Raw genomic sequence first — 1,449 nt, 5'->3', positions numbered from 1 at the left:
GCAGAAGGCGGCATACGAGAGAGCTCCAAGTCTCGGGGGCTTGGAGAGGTGTATAAGAGACAGGCACCGGCGTCCTCGGGCGGGGAAGCCCCGCCGGGGCCGGTGCGCGGGAAGGGGACGGTCTCCGCCGGTTCGGCGGGGACGTGCTCCGGACGGGGGGCGTCGTGCGCGGAGCGGGGCTCCGCGTCGTGCGCGGCGGACCGGTCGGGGTCCCCGACGCCGGTGGCGCGTCCGCTGGTTCCGCGAGGGCCGGCCTCCATCGCCTCATGCCCTCCCTACCCGCACGACGGATCACGCTTCCGAGTTTCCGACTGTTACCGGTGCAACATCGGCATGGCTCGATGATGGCACGGCGAAAGGGGCCGCCCCGGCCTCCGGAGCGACCCGATGCCATCACGTGATCAGGATGTGACCGACGGTTCGAGCAAAGCCCCGGCGGCGGCGGGGAGGTCCCCGCGCGCCGCGGCCGATCCGTCCAGCCACCGCACCCGGGCCTCCCGGCGGAACCAGCTGTCCTGCCGGCGGGCGAAGCGGCGGGTGGCGCGGACGGTCTCGGCGCGGGCCTCCTCCTCGGTGCACTCCCCCGCCAGCGCGGCGAGGACCTGTTGGTAGCCCAGGGCCCGGGAGGCGGTGCGGCCCTCCCGCAGCCCCTCGCCCTCCAGCCGGCGGACCTCGTCCACCAGACCGGCCCGCCACATGCGGTCCACCCGCTCGGCGATGCGGTCGTCCAGTTCGGGCCGGGGCACCCGGATGCCGATGTGCAGGGTCGGGTAGTGGGCGCGGTCCTCGTCCGGGCCGGGGAGACGACCGCTGAAGGTGCCGCCGGTGATCTCGATGACCTCCAGGGCCCGGACCACCCGACGGCCGTTGCCGGGCAGGATGGCCCGGGCGGCGGCCGGGTCGACGGTCGCGAGACGGGCGTGCAGGGCACCGCTGCCGACCGCCTCCAGCTCGGCCTCCAAACGGGCGCGGACCTCCGGGTCGGTACCGGGGAAGTCCAGCTCGTCCACGACACCCCGGATGTAGAGGCCGGAGCCCCCCACCAGGATCGGTACCCGTCCGGCGGCCAGCAGTCGGTCGATCTCGGCCCGGGCCAGCCGCTGGTACTCGGCGACGGTCGCGGTGCGGCGCACGTCCCACACGTCGAGCAGGTGGTGCGGCACACCTCCGCGCTCCTGCGGCGGAAGCTTGGCGGTGCCGATGTCCATGCCCCGGTAGAGCTGCATCGAGTCGGCGTTGACGATCTCGCCGCCCAGGCGGTGGGCCAGGGCGATGGCCAGGTCGGACTTGCCGGCGGCGGTGGGGCCGACGACGGCGACGACCCGGAAGAACTGCTCCACGACGGTGCCCCCTACGGTGTGGCCTACCCCGTGGCCCTCTGGCACTGTGAGGAGGAGCGTCCCACCGGCCCGGCGGACCCCGACGGCTCTGCGAGACCTGTCTCTTATA

General features: G+C 74.1%; 1 protein-coding gene and 1 pseudogene. Both read right to left on the bottom strand.

The window, feature by feature from the left end; all coding sequences use genetic code 11:
• A pseudogene (locus tag FOE67_RS29755) lies at positions 1–260 on the bottom strand (hypothetical protein); the annotation flags it as partial.
• A gap of 141 nt (positions 261–401) precedes the next feature.
• Complete coding sequence (miaA, locus tag FOE67_RS25600; protein ID WP_182667196.1) at positions 402–1,340, bottom strand: tRNA (adenosine(37)-N6)-dimethylallyltransferase MiaA; 939 nt, start codon at positions 1,338–1,340, stop codon at positions 402–404.
• Positions 1,341–1,449: the final 109 nt, after the last annotated feature.

The organism is Streptomyces calidiresistens, from assembly GCF_014141525.1.
GTDB classification, from domain to species: Bacteria; Actinomycetota; Actinomycetes; order Streptomycetales; family Streptomycetaceae; genus Streptomyces; species Streptomyces calidiresistens.
Note: the sequence above shows the minus strand (reverse complement) of the source record. Positions and strands in the feature narration are given on the sequence as shown.